General features: G+C 36.7%; 15 protein-coding genes and 1 pseudogene. 14 read left to right on the top strand and 2 right to left on the bottom strand.

Features of this window, described 5'->3' with window-relative positions; translation table 11 throughout:
* Positions 1 to 546, top strand: a 546-nt coding sequence (locus CP950_RS09695) for an integrase core domain-containing protein (RefSeq protein WP_133092103.1), incomplete at its 5' end; no start/stop codon positions are given.
* 149 nt (positions 547 to 695) lie between these two features.
* Here CP950_RS09695 and CP950_RS09700 read toward each other — a convergent pair.
* Positions 696 to 2,213 carry a hypothetical protein gene (locus tag CP950_RS09700; protein ID WP_096674822.1) on the bottom strand — a complete coding sequence of 506 codons (1,518 nt, stop codon included), beginning with the start codon at positions 2,211 to 2,213 and terminating at the stop codon, positions 696 to 698.
* A gap of 319 nt (positions 2,214 to 2,532) precedes the next feature.
* On the opposite strand from CP950_RS09700, the gene CP950_RS09705 reads away from it, so the two are divergent.
* The 12 genes from CP950_RS09705 (at position 2,533) to CP950_RS09760 (ending at position 14,569) form a co-directional block, all read left to right on the top strand.
* On the top strand, positions 2,533 to 3,903 hold the full coding sequence (locus CP950_RS09705; protein WP_207760268.1) for a DUF2079 domain-containing protein: 1,371 nt from the start codon (positions 2,533 to 2,535) through the stop codon (positions 3,901 to 3,903).
* Positions 3,904 to 3,957: 54 nt separating this feature from the next.
* Positions 3,958 to 4,611 carry an NAD-dependent epimerase/dehydratase family protein gene (locus CP950_RS09710; protein WP_096674826.1) on the top strand — a complete coding sequence of 218 codons (654 nt, stop codon included), beginning with the start codon at positions 3,958 to 3,960 and terminating at the stop codon, positions 4,609 to 4,611.
* Positions 4,559 to 5,548: a glycosyltransferase family 2 protein gene (locus tag CP950_RS09715; protein ID WP_207760269.1), complete on the top strand. Its 990-nt coding sequence runs from the start codon at positions 4,559 to 4,561 to the stop codon at positions 5,546 to 5,548. Before CP950_RS09710 ends, CP950_RS09715 begins: the two co-directional genes overlap by 53 nt.
* Complete coding sequence (locus CP950_RS09720; RefSeq protein ID WP_096674830.1) at positions 5,535 to 5,942, top strand: GtrA family protein; 408 nt, start codon at positions 5,535 to 5,537, stop codon at positions 5,940 to 5,942. The genes CP950_RS09715 and CP950_RS09720 overlap by 14 nt, the downstream gene beginning before the upstream one ends.
* A gap of 21 nt (positions 5,943 to 5,963) precedes the next feature.
* Entirely contained in the window at positions 5,964 to 7,280 is a 1,317-nt protein-coding gene (locus CP950_RS09725) for an NAD(P)/FAD-dependent oxidoreductase (RefSeq protein ID WP_096674832.1), read from the top strand.
* 42 nt (positions 7,281 to 7,322) lie between these two features.
* Positions 7,323 to 8,288: a class I SAM-dependent methyltransferase gene (locus CP950_RS09730; RefSeq protein ID WP_096674834.1), complete on the top strand. Its 966-nt coding sequence runs from the start codon at positions 7,323 to 7,325 to the stop codon at positions 8,286 to 8,288.
* An 8-nt stretch (positions 8,289 to 8,296) separates the two neighbouring features.
* On the top strand, positions 8,297 to 9,595 hold the full coding sequence (locus tag CP950_RS10035) for an O-antigen ligase family protein (protein ID WP_096674836.1): 1,299 nt from the start codon (positions 8,297 to 8,299) through the stop codon (positions 9,593 to 9,595).
* Positions 9,544 to 10,734, top strand: coding sequence for a glycosyltransferase family 4 protein (locus CP950_RS09740; RefSeq protein WP_096674838.1), 1,191 nt, complete (start codon positions 9,544 to 9,546; stop codon positions 10,732 to 10,734). Before CP950_RS10035 ends, CP950_RS09740 begins: the two co-directional genes overlap by 52 nt.
* Positions 10,731 to 11,822 carry a glycosyltransferase gene (locus CP950_RS09745; RefSeq protein WP_096674840.1) on the top strand — a complete coding sequence of 364 codons (1,092 nt, stop codon included), beginning with the start codon at positions 10,731 to 10,733 and terminating at the stop codon, positions 11,820 to 11,822. Before CP950_RS09740 ends, CP950_RS09745 begins: the two co-directional genes overlap by 4 nt.
* Positions 11,822 to 12,724, top strand: coding sequence for a GDP-mannose 4,6-dehydratase (locus CP950_RS09750; protein ID WP_096674842.1), 903 nt, complete (start codon positions 11,822 to 11,824; stop codon positions 12,722 to 12,724). The genes CP950_RS09745 and CP950_RS09750 overlap by 1 nt, the downstream gene beginning before the upstream one ends.
* Positions 12,717 to 13,688, top strand: coding sequence for a GDP-mannose 4,6-dehydratase (locus CP950_RS09755; protein ID WP_096674844.1), 972 nt, complete (start codon positions 12,717 to 12,719; stop codon positions 13,686 to 13,688). Before CP950_RS09750 ends, CP950_RS09755 begins: the two co-directional genes overlap by 8 nt.
* Positions 13,689 to 13,828: 140 nt before the next feature.
* Positions 13,829 to 14,569 (top strand): sugar transferase, encoded by a 741-nt coding sequence (locus CP950_RS09760; protein ID WP_207760270.1) that lies wholly within the window; start codon positions 13,829 to 13,831, stop codon positions 14,567 to 14,569.
* 163 nt (positions 14,570 to 14,732) lie between these two features.
* Here CP950_RS09760 and CP950_RS09765 read toward each other — a convergent pair.
* Positions 14,733 to 15,056 (bottom strand): annotated as a pseudogene (locus CP950_RS09765) (transposase); the annotation flags it as partial.
* A gap of 73 nt (positions 15,057 to 15,129) precedes the next feature.
* Between CP950_RS09765 and CP950_RS09770 the strand changes: the two are divergent.
* Positions 15,130 to 15,235 (top strand): transposase (locus tag CP950_RS09770; RefSeq protein WP_133092104.1); only part of this gene is annotated, 106 nt, incomplete at its 3' end.

Genomic DNA, 15,235 nt, shown 5'->3' on the forward strand with positions numbered 1-15,235 from the left:
CGCATCCCCAAGATGCCCAGAGTTCCGCTCATTGCCCCGACCGAAGCCAACTCGATGTGGGCCTTAGATTTTATGTACGACACCTTGCATTACGGAAGACCCTTTAGGACCCTGAACGTCATTGATGAATCCAATCGAGAAGTATTGGCTATTGAAATCGATATCAGCCTGCCAGCAGCAAGAGTAGTCAGAACGCTAGAGCAACTAGAAGAGATCCATGGTTTACCTCAGGCGATACGCCTAGACAACGGGAGTGAACTGAGGTCTGCCATCTTTATGGGCTGGTGCGAAGAAAAAGGGATTGAACTGAAATTTATCCAGCCGGGTAAGCCTCAACAAAATGCGTTTATTGAACGCTTTAATAAAACCTACCGTCATGAAGTACTCAACGCGTATTTATTTGAAAACCTCAGGGAGGTACGTGAAATAACAGAAAACTGGATCACTATTTACAACGAAGAAAGACCGCACAGCTCTCTTGGCAGAATATCGCCTAGAGACTATCGAGCACAGGCAGAAAACAACACTTTAGGAATGTCGGATTGACGGGGGATACTACAGGGGGATTACCGATGATTACGTTATGCTAGAAAAGTCTCGTTACATCTAAGAGATCATTAATCCAGTGGGCAAAAATGCAGGGATTGATGACTTGTGCTTAGTATTACAAGGACTAAGCACTTAAAGAGAGGCGTTTATCTTTCGAGGCATTTTGCTGGGATTATTAAAATAGAGCCGTTAGATATGCTTTCACAATTAAATAGGTTATATTTCTTATTTCCTTTTGAGGTAATAACATATGAGTAATTAGAAAGATTATTTAGATCATTTTTTGCAAGAACATCCGAAATCGCCAACTCCATAGGAGTTTTAGTGATGGCAATTGAAAGCATGTAATTTATCGTATTTGGAAGATCATTAAGCCCTACAACGACATTATATTTATTATTTTCCGGCAGGGGCAATAGAGTGTCTGAAAGATTCACTATCTTCCTTTCATACAAAACTATATTTGAAATGCTCATAGATTTTACGTATGGAACATTGAAAAATAAAGTAATTAAAAATGCTGAAATCAATATTAAAGGAAAGTAATTAACCAATTTAGAGCTTATTTTTAATATAGATAAATTTGATGAGTGAATTATAAATGAACCAAAAATTATAGATATTTGAATAAATAGTATGCTGGTTAAACCAAAAATATATTTTTTTACTGCATAGTCTGATCCCAATCCAAAAAAAGTTAAAATGTATTGCGTTAAGCAAAGAATTGTGAGAACTCCACCATAAAGTGCTAAATACTTTAAAACAGGAACTTCATATTTCTGTTTGTGCATCTTGAGCCACAAACGGAAAAGTTTTAGAGATGAGATGGTAACAAGAAAGCAAAAAGTCAATATGCCAAAAGGATATGAGGCAGCACTAAGCATACTTCCATCATTCGTTGATAATTTAGCCATAGCTAAAAAAGAAGGATGTATCAAAAGAGCAAAGACAGAAGCGGTCATAATTATTACTGCAAAAATTATCTTTCGCTTTGTAAGGTGAGCTTGCATTGTTTGGCTGCGCTCAAAAACAATATGCGTGATTAGAAGGCCGAATATTAATCCTAGCATCTCAATACTAGGAAGAAGATGAATTTTTGCATTAATTAGCATCATTATTATTAAAGCAGCGGTAGAGTAAAAGATACCGCCCCACTTTTCAATTTTAATAGCAAAAATAATGCTGCCGTATAATACTGATTGGCCAACCAACTGAGAGAAGAAAAAATTGGCAACAATTTCATGGCCATGAGTGTCAAAATTTTTAGTTAGCGAGTTTATTATAACCAATACAGATAATGCAACTAGTGCAGAGGTTGCCATATTTTTAGGTAAGTTCGCGAACAAAATTATTATAAAAAGCCAAACCAATCCGTATGAAGTTAATGTGGCTATTTGAAGTGCTAGAAAAACTGAATGAATTAAATTGCCAATTATGGCAACGATAATATGGCTACCATTGGGATAAAAGGTCATGTCCCCAAGGGAGGGATCTCCAAGGGTATTTTTGGACCATTGTTCAGATATTCTGTAGGCAAGAGCATAGTGGTGAGCAAGATCTCCAGACCAATTCCACATTGAATCAATATTAAATATTACAAAAAAAAGTAATAAAAAAACATATAAATAACAGAGGTAGTACATCTTATTGCTATCCTGAATCATAAAGTCTCCTCTTGTGAGCAATTTTTTATGTAGTTACTCAGCAAAGTTATAACATAACATAATCTTTTCAGTGGCTTATAAAAATGTTAAAATATCTAAAAGAGACATGATTTTTAAGTAGATTATAATTTATTACATTTTATCAATGAAAGTCAAAATGATATTTAAATTGAAAAAGAATTGGGGGGTAATTTTTTCAATAGGTTTAATTTTTATGCTTATCCTAGCAAGGGTCTCGAGCTATAAATATTCTTTTGATACATGTGCTATCTTTCTAGTATTTAAAAGTATAATATTCGACCATACTACATTAATTCCTATGATGGGTATTGGGTCGGTGAATTTTTTTAATATTCACTTTAGCGTGGCTTATTTATTATTATCACCATTATATTTTGTTGGGCCAAGCCTGCTGATTTTTATTTGGAAATTAATATCTTACGGTGGATTTATAATTATCGTAAGTTATCTGATTAAAAATGACAAACAAAGCAGCGCTTCAAATTGGGAAAGGAATTTATTCTTAGTTTTGGTATGCTTGCACCCCACATTTATAACAAATCTTATTTCCCCAGATATTTGGGATAGTGATTTAATATTACCATTTTTAGCATTATCTATTTTATATACGTCATTTAATAGGTACTATTTGGGAATTTTTTGGATTTTCCTTACTTTTTTTATTAAAGAAGATATGATGCTTTTAGGGATTATGTATGGATTATTTATAGCAATTAAGTCAAAAGAAGTAAAATATCTTATATTTAGCCTTTTTTCTTTGGCCATGTTTCTCATAGTCACAAATATATTAATGCCATTGTCTTCAACTTCAGAGTCTGGACTTGAATTATTAAATTTTTCCTATGGAAATCTTGGGGAAAGTATGGGTGAAATAATTATAAATTCAGTACTTCACCCAACTTTGCTATTTGAAAACGGTTTTTGGATAAGAAAATTTGCAAGTATATTTATCATATTTGCATGCTTTGGATTTTTACCTTTTCTTAAAAAGCGTAGTATTATTTACTTGATTCCCGGTATTGCTGTAATTGGTTATACAATAATAGCTGCTCAGCCGTACTTGGACTACAGCAAACATTATATGTTAGCTTTTTTCCCTTTTGTTGTTTGGTCTGCATATGAAACATTTATAACCATACATGAAGATTCACGTAGTAGAGTTGCATTCCTAGCAATTATTTTATCCATATCGATTGTTATTATTTTTCAATTAAATATGCGGTCTTGGTCATATTATTTTACGCCAATAAAAAATATTGATACACTGGAGTCAATTTCTGCTAATTTAATACCCAAAGACGCATCTGTTCTTACGGGAGGCATTGCTAGTCCATGGGTATGTTATAACAGAAACTGTTTTGTATCTGCTGATTTTCAGCCAAAAGAAATTGAACTGATAAAATATAAATATATCTTAATAAACCTTAGCACTGTATTTTGGGAGGTTCAATCTTGCAATGACTATACGCTACTTTCTAATTTAAAAGCGCTGAATCAGAATAGTAACTATGAAGTTAAATACAATAATAATGATATTATTCTGTTAATGAGAACAACTCCAGGCATTTCTTCTTTTCAGCCAAAATGGTCTGAAAATCTTGAAAATTATCAGTATGTTAGTCAAGGTTGCGTAAAAAATAATATTATGAATATTTTTAAAAAGTTATAGTTTGATCTTAGTGAAAAAAAAATGATAATTGGACGGGGTTTGTTGGCATCAGCTATGAATACTAAACATCATAGAGAGTCAGACCATATTATTTTTGCAGCCGGAGTTTCTAATTCTCAGGAAACAAGGTCTAGTGAGTTTGATCGCGAGGAAAAAATGCTGACTGATTTTATTGGATGCCAAAAGACGTTCGTTTATTTCAGCACTTGTAGTGTAGACGATCCTGAGTTACTTGCATCACCCTATGTGGCTCACAAAAAACGGATGGAGCAACTTGTTAAAAACTCTATTAAACATATTATATTTCGCCTACCACAAGTAGTTGGTAGATCAAAGAATACCCATACACTTACCAACTATTTTTTTAACCAGATTTCCTCAGATCAATCTTTTCAAGTTTGGATTAATGCCAAAAGAAGTCTAATTGATGTTGATGATGTTGCTTCCATCTGTGGTCACCTACTGGTTAATCCCGCCTTAGAGAATCAAACAATAAATATTGCGCCGCCTTCCTCGATGAGAGTATTAGATATCGTTAAAATATTCGAAGATGTGCTGGGTAAAAAAGCAAAAATTAGTTTAGTTAATTCGGGTGGAGATTATATAATCGAATCGACTCTATCCTCCATTGCTGCAAATGAACTAAAAATTAAATTTGACCAAAATTATTATTACAGGGTTATACAAAAATATTATGGTAGAACATAAATCATGTGAATTATCAGTGGTTATTCCCGTCTATGGTGGAGAACTTGTTTTGCAAGAGTTGGTGAAACAGCTTGATGATGTTTTTCAAGTGGCTGAAAAAATTCAATCAAACTATGAGGTAATTTTTGTTTGCGATCAATCTCCAGATAATAGCTGGGAGGTTATTTCCAAGATTTCTAAAGATCGTCCCCAGGTATCTGGCATGCTTTTAAGGGTCAATGCTGGACAACATAATGCAATAATGGCCGGCTTATCCAAGGCCCGCGGCAAGATTATTGTTACGATGGATGACGACCTTCAGCATTCTCCTGGTGATATCCCAAAACTTCTACAGGCCATATATAGCGGTTATGATCTTGCCTTCGCACGTTTCAAAAATCGCAATCACCCATTGTGGAAAAGAGCTGGTAGTTGGTTAAATAATTATGTTGCAAGTTATCTCATTAAGAAGCCAAAAGATCTTTACTTATCACCCTTTAGGGCATTTAGGTCAGAAGTTTGCTCAGATTTACTCTTGTATCGTGGCCCATATGTTTATATAGATGGTTTGCTTCTTGGTGTTACTTCAAAAATTACTTCGGTTGATGTAGATCATCATAATCGCTATGCTGGCTATAGTGAATATGGCTTTGTTAAGTCACTGTCATTGTGGTTGAAAATGGCTATTAATTTTTCAATAGCCCCCCTTCGCCTTACCTCCCTCCTTGGCTTCCTTTTTTCTGCTATTGGAATCTTTTTTGCAATTTTATTTGTGATTCAAAAGCTAATTATAGACAAAATGCCTGATGGATGGTCCTCTATAATGGTGGCCCTTTTGATTACTGGTGGAGTTCAGTTGATGGCGCTTGGAATGATCGGCGAATATCTTGGTAGGGTTTTGCTTACTATCAACTCAAAACCGCAGTATGTTGTAGGAGAAACTGTTGGCTTTAGATAATTTACCAACGATGATGAAAAAATCTAGCGTGATGCAATTCATTTTCTACTGCGCTTGTGGTGGCGCTGGAGTTGCATCAGATTTATTGATATTTTATGTCACACTTTTATGTGGGGTTTGGTATCAAATTGCAAATTTAATTGGTTATCTTTTTGGTACAGTTGTTAGTTTTTTTCTGAATCGAAAAATAACATTTAACGTGAGGGACAAAGTTTTTATACGACTCGCTTTTTTTATGGGAGCTGCATTGGTAGGCTTTATTACTTCAGCTTTGCTTATGTGGTTGATGATTGATTTCTTATCTGTAGATGCCAAAATTGCAAAATTACTCACATTGCCTGCAGTTATCATAATTCAATTTTCAATTAATCGAAGAATTACCTTCAAGATATAAATACTCAAATATTTTTTATAAATGACTAAACAATTAGATTTTTTAATAGTAGGAGCTGGATTTACAGGCTTAACAGCTGCGTATGTTCTTTCTAAGAAGGGCTACAAGGTAAAGGTTATAGAGGCTAATACCAGTGTAGGTGGCCTTGCTGGAACCTTTCAATTTAAAGATGGTGTGAAACTTGAAATGTTTTACCACCACTGGTTTAATAACGACAAGTACGTTCCTGAACTTGTTAGAGAGTTAGGCCTTGAGGGGGATGTTGTTACACTGCCTACTCGAACTGGAATGTATTTTAATGGCCGTATTTGGAAGCTATCCTCACCACTTGATTTGCTTCGCTTTAAAGCACTCTCTTTTATTGACCGACTAAGGCTTGGATTCTTGGTATTACAAGTGCGTAGGGTTAAGGATTGGCGCGCCATTGAGCATCTTTCTGCCAGAGAGTGGTTGGAGTCTCTTTGCGGCAAGACTGTTTACCGGGTAGTGTGGGAACCACTAATTAAAGCTAAGTTTTCAATTTATGCCGAATCTGTAAATGCTGTTTGGATGTGGAAAAAATTGGTATTAAGAGGCGGCACCCGTAATGACAAAGGTGGTGAAGAGCTCGCCTATTTTAAAGGAGGCTTTGGACGTCTTGCGGAAAAAATGGTTAATGCTATAAGGGATTCGGGCGGAGAGGTAGTTTGTGGCGTTTGCGCAAATAAAGCGCACACTGTTGATAAGCAACTCATTAGTTTGGAAACAGATAATGGCGAAATGATCTTCGCTAAAAAGTTCATATTTACACCTGCGTTTCCTATAATCGCAAATCTTTTTGAGGGTACGACGAATAAATCTTGGCTTTCAACTATGCGCAGAGTTCGGTATCTTGGTAATATGTGCCTAGTGCTTCGTTTAAAAAATAGTCTATCTGATACATACTGGCTTAATGTTAACGATCCTGGCTTTCCTTTTGTTGGGGTTATTGAGCATACAAATTTTGATTCTCCTGAAAACTATAAAAATTCTCATATAGTTTATCTTTCTCGGTATTTGCCGGTAGAAGATCCAGTATGGAAGTTTGATGATAGGGAATATTTTGAATATTGTATTGCGCATCTAAAAAGGATGTTCCCAGAAATAAGCGACTCATGGGTGTTGGACTTTAAGGTATGGCGAGCTGAGTATGCACAACCAGTCACTGAAAAGAATTACTCCCAGTATCTGCCAGATACAAAAACACCGTTTGAAAATTCCTTTATCTCTACTATGGCGCAAATTTATCCGGAAGATAGAGGAACTAATTACGCAATTAGAGAAGGAAGAAATATAGCTGTATATGCTTCCGAGCATTGACCATTGACTGCGGGAAAATATCCTAATCATTTGAGGTTTTAGATGAACAATACATTAACACGTCTAGTAGCGAAAGAGGTAGCACGTAACTCTAATTTTTTAATGATGTTATCAAATCGAGTTAGAAAAAGAGTAAAAATTAGTAGTTTGAAAGAATTGGATATATTTTTTCAAAACTTTGATAAAAAATATAATCCAAATAATCTGAGTGAGGATGCAATTAAAGAGCTTCTAGGTGTCTACTATTCGGATATACCTTTTCTGCCAAAAGATGCGCACTCTTCATCTTATGAAGAGGCTCAATGGAATTTTTTTCTAAGTCTAACAAAAAATAGCTCTTACAATCTTGAAAATGAAGGTGGAGGGTTGGATTTTAAAGATATAAAAGATAATTTTTATCCCTTTAACACTCAATCGTCTTCAGAGGTCGGCAAAAGCTTTATAGCGCAGGGTTTTGCTTTGAGTTCAATGAACTTAAGACCAAACTCAAAAATACTTGAATTTGGCCCGGGATGGGGGAATCTATCCGTCTCATTGGCTATGATGGGCCACGATGTTACTGTCATCGAAGCGAATAAAGAATTTATTGATTTAATAGACTTTAGAGTAAAAAAACATGGAAGATCTATTAGGGCGATATGTGATGATATGGGTAATTATGCACGAAGCTGCACTGAAAAATATGATGCAATAGTTTTTGCCGCTGCTTTTCACCACTGCAGGGAGCCTCAGATGATGCTGTGTAATCTGTCGCGAATGTTAAATGAAGCTGGATTAATCTGCTTTTCTGAAGAGCCAATAATGTATGCAAAAAATCAATTTCTTCCGTATCCGTGGGGAATTAGGTTGGATGGCCTATCTCTGTATGCTATTAGACAGTGGGGGTGGCTGGAGTATGGGTTTCAGTACAAGCATTTACAGGAAATGTGTGTGATAGCAGAATTAAAGTGTCAACGTATACCTAGCTTAAACCATGGTGTAGCAGATGTAGTCTTGGCTAAAAAATAGCGAAGTGGATGGAATTAACTAAAAAACTTTACATTTTATTGATTATATCGATAGGGTTATCGACTATAAGTATTGGGTTCATAGGGGGTGTATTTTTAAGAATATGGGAAGTCCTATTATTATTAATTTTAATAATAAGATTAGCGCATTTGAGAAAATTTTCTTTAAGTATACGAATTCCGATATTCATACTAATTTTATTTTACATACAGATATTTTTATCTTGCTTTAATTCATTAGATGCACAATTATCACTAAAAAGGCTAATTTATGTCAGCTTAATGATTATTTTATGTATATTTATTTCAAATAAAAATAACAATTTATATTACAAATCTTTCATAAAAACAATTATATTATCCGGGGTATTTTTTTCGATAATAGGACTATTTGATTTATTCGCATACAAAAACTCCCCTGTAATTTATCACTTAATTCATCAATTTGACAATAGTCAGCAAATATTAATAAATAATGCTTCAGGTTTAGATCTATACAATTCATTGTTAAGATCTAGGGGGTTTTTTTCGGAGTCAAATGAGTTTTCGTTGTACTTAATAATGCCTTTCGGATTTATTTTGGCAATGTTTTCTGTCAAAAAATTAAGAAGACCTATAAAATTTTTTTTAATACTTAGTGCAGTTATTTTAATAATGACTCAAATTTCTACATTATCTCGGGGGGGGATTCTAGCCTACATAGCAGAAATTATTACTTTAATGATAGTAGTAAATATATGGAAAATTAATGATTTAAGCCACAGAGACCCCCTCTTTTTTAAAAAATTAATGCAACTTGTAATTATTTTCCTTATGGTAGGGATTATATTTTTATTAAATAATGAAATAAAGAATTTAATATCAACAATGTTAGATAGGATTATTACAACAAATACTGGAGAGGATTGGACAACAGATATAAGATTGGCTAATTATTTGAAGGCGATTCAAGTTAATCTAACTTCACCTGGAAGTTTTTTCATCGGAATTGGAATTGGGGCCCTTGGTTCATCATTGGTCAATGAGTCTACAACTACAAATCAATTTTTAGACATCATGGTAGAGACTGGAGTAATTGGACTTTTCCTGTATTTGAGTATGATTTTCTTTTTAATAAAAAGGAGTTATTATTTTTTCTCCAATAGGTCATTAAAAATATCAGATAACCATTTGGTATTTATGACGGGGTCTTTTTTAACATTTATAGGACTTTTAGTTAGTGGAATGACATATCCAACGCATATGTTGTTTTTTTCATGGATGACTATCGGATTCTTAATATCATCAACTTCAATTTTCTCGGAATAATACATAAATATAATTTTTTTGCAGAAGGAGGGGGTATTTTAGTTACAATTGACACAAGATGGATAAATAAGTCTGGTATTGGTACTTATCTAATAAATATATTGCCAGGAGTTATAGCAGCCAACCCCCAAATAGAATTTTGCTTGCTCGGTGAGGAGGCCATTTTAAGAAATTCTATTTTTTCTACTTTTAATAATGTCTACTTTATTAATTTTTCATCGATTATGTATTCCCTTTCAGAGCAGTGGGTAATCATACGAAAAATACCTAAAAAAACAACATTATTTTGGGCTACGCACTATAACATTCCATTGCTTTATCGGGGGGCAATGTTAGTAACAGTTTATGACCTATTTCATTTGGCTAAACCTCATTTGGTCAGGGGTTTTCATAAAAGACTTTATGCCAAACTGATGTTTTGGTCTCTTCACTATCGGGCTGTGGCTATTTTAACTATTTCCCATTTTAGTAAGTGTGAATTGATTCGTTTCGCTGGGAAATTTAAACAACCTATTTTTCCTATACATCTGGGGGTTGCAGACGATTGGTTTGAGATACCTCAACAACCTAGGCCTTATTTGCGAAAATACGTTCTATTTGTCGGGAATGTTAAACCACATAAAAATTTAAGTGCACTGGTTGAAGCATTTGGCAGCATAAGTCACCTAATTCAACACGACCTAATCATTGTGGGTAAAAAGGAGGGCTTCATAACGGGCGATTCAGCAGTAGCTGATGCTGCTATTAAATTGGGTGATCGAGTTCATTTTACGGGTTATGTGGACGCTGAGGTTTTGCATCAATATTTTGCACATGCAGAGCTAATGGTTTTTCCATCTCTATACGAAGGATTTGGGTTGCCACCTCTGGAAGCCATGGCGGCTGGTTGTCCAGTCCTCTGTTCAAATTCTGCTTCACTGCCTGAAGTTTGTGGTGATGCTGCTATTTATTTTGATCCAAATCGAGTGAGCGATATTGCTGAGAAAATGCTGGCGTTAGTGGATGATGATATTTTACTTGCCTCCCTAAAACGAAAGGGTCTAGAGCATGCTAAGAGCTTTAGTTGGAAATCTTGTGTATCTCAAACGTGTGAAGTTATTCAGGGGTTACTCAATAATTCTTCAAAAGGAATGAAATGAAATTGGCCATTGTTCATGATTATTTATGTGGAGTTGGTGGATCCGAAAGGGTATTTCAATATATTTGCGAAGAATTTCCTGATGCAGATGCTTATACGCTTGCATATAACCCAGAGACTACATTACCTTTTTTTAAAAATCGTCATATTAAAACAACCAAGCTGAATCCAATTGTTCAATCGATGGATGCTTTTCGCTGGTCATTCCCAGTGGCCACTTATGCAATGGAGTCGTTGGATCTTAGTCAATACGATGTGGTATTAAGCTCATCCGCTACTGTTGCTAAATATATACATGTTCCAAATGGTAAGCATATTTGTTATTGCTATATTCCTACTAGGGCACTTTGGCAAACAGGCCAATATTTTGGCGCCAGCCTTAAGATGGCACTGGTGAGACCACTTCTTTCATATCTTAAACGTCGTGACTATGATGCTGCGCAGAGGGTAGATCAATTTATCGCTATTTCTGAGTTTACTAAGAAGCAAATTGCTTCGACTTATCAGCGTGATTCAGAAATCATTTTTTCCCCTATTGATTTAACTAAATTTCATACATCCGAGTCTCGCAGCGAGAATTATCTTATTGTCTCTAGACTTGAGCAATGGAAAAGGGTTGATTATGCAATTGAAGCATTTACTACACTTGGATTACCACTTCGGGTAATTGGATCGGGCATAGAGGAGGAGCGCTTACGTGCTATTGCTGGTCCTAATATCACTTTTCTAGGCTCGGTAGATGATGTTGCTCTTGCGCGCGAATATGCCGAAGCAAAGGCAGTAATTTTTACTCCATTTCTAGAGTATGGCCTCGTACCTCTTGAAGCAAACGCTTGCGGTACACCTGTAATTTGTTATGGAGTAGGTGGCATTACCGAAACCATGATTCCTTGGGAAAGAAATCAGAATACATCTCCAACAGCAGTTTTCTTTTACGAGCAAACAGCTGAGTCACTAGTGGCCGCTGTTAAGCAATTCGAGTCAATTTGCTTTATCTCTCAGGAGTTGGTTAAGCATGCCTCTAGTTTTGGCGTTCCGGCATTTAAGAAAAAGCTTCGCGATGTCGTGACTGCTTTTGGATGCTCTTAATGAAAAAAATTTTATTGGTGGGTGGTTCGGGATTTGTAGGGACGCACCTGCGCAACCTGTTCGAGGTTGATTCTGCCGTTATCTCTACAGGGACCAATGTTGATATTAGAGATATAAAAAAGATTCGCGCGTTAATTGAGCGGGAACGTCCTGACAATGTTGTTCATTTGGCGGCCATTACTACGTTGCGTGAGTCCTTTAAGAACCCAGAGAATACCTATGACATTAATTTCATGGGTACCCTTAATGTTTTGAAAGCCTTACGTGATATCGACTTTTCGGGGAGGTTCCTTTTTATAAGCTCCAGCGAGGTTTATGGGTTGCTCACTGAGTCCGATTTACCGGTCACAGAAAGGCAGCCAACTAAGCCTCTTAGTCCCTATGCGGTTTCTAAAATTGCAGCGGAAGCATTGTGTTATCAATGGAGTCAATTGGAGAAGTTTGAAACTTTAATTGCTCGACCATTTAATCATATTGGCCCTGGGCAAAGTGAGCGTTTTGCAATTTCAGACTTTGGCAAGCAAATAGCCGCTATTAAACTGGGATTGGCGGAGCCGGTGATCCATGTTGGAGATATTGATACTACACGTGATTTTACAGATGTACGCGATATCGTGGCCGCTTATCAGTTGTTGTTAAGGCGCGGGCGCAATGGCGAAATATATAACGTTTGCTCGGGGCGTGAGTATTCAATTCGCACTCTGTTGATGAGAATGTGTTTTTTGGCTGGCGTAGAAGTAGAGCTTCGTTCCGATGTGGACAGATTTAGGTCTAGTGAGCAACGTCGAGTTCTGGGGAGTAACAATAAACTACATGATGATACGGGCTGGAATGCTACGTATGAAATTGATCAAACCTTGAAAAATATCACTGACTATTGGGTGCGGAAATTAAATGATTAAATCTAGGAGGCGGGCGCTAATTTGTGGAATTGGTGGACAAGATGGCGCTTATTTGGCAAAGTTGCTTTTAGAAAAGAATTATGAAGTTATGGGGACCTCTCGAGATGCAGAAGGATCTTCTTTTAATGGTCTGATTCATCTTGGGATACAAAATCAGGTACAGATTGTTTCAATGTCAATTGATGATATGGGGTCAGTGCTATCGGTAATCAAAAGTTTCTTACCGGATGAAATATATAATCTCGCGGCTCAAAGTTCAGTTAGCCTCTCGTTTGATAAGCCTTTTGAAGCAATGCAGAGCATCGCTATGGGGACTTTATGTATGCTTGAGGCAATTCGATTCATTGATCACCCTATTAGGTATTACAGTGCGGGAACTAGTGAGTGTTTTGGGGAAACGGATTCAATTCCTGCAACAGAGATAACCTCTTTTAATCCAAAAAGCCCATATGCAGTAGCAAAAGTTACATCTCATTATCTTGTGGCTAATTACCGGGAGGCCTATAAAATATATGCCTGCACTGGGATATTATTTAACCATGAGTCGTCCATTCGCCCAGACCGATATGTTACTAAAAAGATTATTAAAGCAGCCTGTAAAATATCTGCTGGGAGCAAAGATAAACTTTATCTAGGTAACATCGATATAGCTCGTGATTGGGGCAGTGCTGAAGAGTACGTAGAGGCGATGTGGCTTATGTTGCAGCAGCCGTTCCCCGAGGATTTTATTATATGTACAGGTGAGACAAATACTTTGCAAGACTTTGTCTCCACAGCATTTAAAGCGGTTAACTTAAATTGGGTGGAGCATGTAGTGACAGATCCTGCTTTGTTGAGACCAACTGAGATTATGGTGAGTCGTGGAGACCCTGCTAAAGCTCTCGAGAGGCTTGGTTGGCACGCTAAATGTAAAATGCGTGATGTCATAGATCTTATGATCAAGGCACAGCAGTCTGTGAGATAGTGCCCCTATAAGCCATCACTGTTCTTATGTATCTTATTCTGCAAGATTGAACTATTGTTTATTGGGATATTTAGATTATTGTGAAGATGACTTAAATGTTTTGCGTATCGAGATAACCCATTCGTGGAGTTGTGATTGAAATGAAAGGTATGAACTTGGTGAAGACCGAACAGGAGCCGTTAGAGGCTTTCCCTTATAAACCGCCTACTGCTGAAATACTAGAAAAATATCCTCATATTTTTAAATTAAAAGAGACATTGCCACCACGCTTTTTCAAAGTTTTATTTGATAAGGTTGTCGCATTAATTTTTCTAATAATCTCTGCTCCCATTTTGTTGTTACTAAAATTAGCATTTTTGATTGAGGGTTGGTTTATTCCACAAAATGCCGGGCCAATGTTTTTCTATTACAACGGAGTAAGCGCTGGGAAAATTATTCCCAAATATAAGATTCGATTAATTAAGACTGAATACATAGAGCCTGAGGGCGCCAGGAGGCATGATTGGATTGCCTACTCGGCGGAATGGACGCCAGATAGTCGAACTTATGTGGGTCAATTTGTTAAAAAATTCTATCTTGATGAATTACCTCAGTTTTGGAGCGTTCTTAAGGGTGACATGAGCATAGTTGGCCCACGTCCCTTGTCAGTATTGCATTATGAAAGAGATCGTGCTCAGGGCAATGTCACTAGATTTTTATTGCGTGGCGGCCTTTTGGGCTTGGGCCATATTAATAAGGGAACTTCGGAGATGGGGAATCCCGTCTATGAGTACGAATACGTTGATCAATACCTTAAGCGCTCTTCCTTTGGTCTGCTGCGTTTAGATCTTTGGGTCATCTGGAAAGGTGCCTTAGTAATTGTTAAGGGTGGCGGTCATTAGTCAATTAGCCAAAGACTCTAATTTTCAATTCCATAATTCACTAGTGTTTGTTGCAAAGATTATTTTCTGGATCTCCTGCATTTTTTTTTGGATTTTTATGTTTAATTCCGACGGTTTATTTATCGTCAGCATTATTTGATTGGTGGGATTGTAGTATCCCCCGTCAATCCGACATTCCTAAAGTGTTGTTTTCTGCCTGTGCTCGATAGTCTCTAGGCGATATTCTGCCAAGAGAGCTGTGCGGTCTTTCTTCGTTGTAAATCGTGATCCAGTTTTCTGTTATTTCACGCACCTCCCTGAGGTTTTCAAATAAATACGCGTTGAGTACTTCATGACGGTAGGTTTTATTAAAGCGTTCAATAAACGCATTTTGTTGAGGCTTACCCGGCTGGATAAATTTCAGTTCAATCCCTTTTTCTTCGCACCAGCCCATAAAGATGGCAGACCTCAGTTCACTCCCGTTGTCCAGACGTATCGCCGGTAATCCCCCGGTAATCCCCCCACCCCTTAACCTGACTTAAAAGTAGAATTTCTAAGTTGTTTGATTTAAAGGAAATTCTATGAAAACCTACCGTTTTACCGATAGCCAAATCATGGGCATCCTCAAGCAAGCCGAGGCTGGCATGCCAGCCCCAGAGCTATGCCGTGAACACGGCATTAGCATTG

The sequence above is a fragment of the Polynucleobacter meluiroseus genome (assembly GCF_900205755.1).
In the GTDB taxonomy this organism is placed as follows: Bacteria; Pseudomonadota; Gammaproteobacteria; order Burkholderiales; family Burkholderiaceae; genus Polynucleobacter; species Polynucleobacter meluiroseus.